Origin of the sequence: Serratia nevei, assembly GCF_024160145.1 — a bacterium.
Taxonomy (GTDB): Bacteria; Pseudomonadota; Gammaproteobacteria; order Enterobacterales; family Enterobacteriaceae; genus Serratia; species Serratia nevei_A.
In genome coordinates, this window is record NZ_JAMYWQ010000157.1 from 1 (window position 1) to 432 (window position 432).

Annotated in this window: 1 rRNA gene; it reads left to right on the forward strand. The window is 52.8% G+C overall.

Annotation, left to right across the window (positions count from 1 at the left end):
* Window positions 1-432, forward strand: a 16S ribosomal RNA gene (locus M6G53_RS25215); the annotation flags it as partial.

Sequence of the window (432 nt, forward strand, 5' to 3'; positions counted from 1 at the left end):
TGCATACAGAGTGCCAGCAGCCGCGGTAATACGGAGGGTGCGAGCGTTAATCGGAATTACTGGGCGTAAAGCGCATGCAGGTGGTTTGTTAAGTCAGATGTGAAAGCCCGGGGCTCAACCTCGGAATAGCATTTGAAACTGGCAGACTAGAGTACTGTAGAGGGGGGTAGAATTTCAGGTGTAGCGGTGAAATGCGTAGAGATCTGAAGGAATACCGGTGGCGAAGGCGGCCCCCTGGACAGATACTGACACTCAGATGCGAAAGCGTGGGGAGCAAACAGGATTAGATACCCTGGTAGTCCACGCCGTAAACGATGTCTACTTGGAGGTTGTGGCCTTGAGCCGTGGCTTTCGGAGCTAACGCGTTAAGTAGACCGCCTGGGGAGTACGGTCGCAAGATTAAAACTCAAAGGAATTGACGGGATGCGTGAA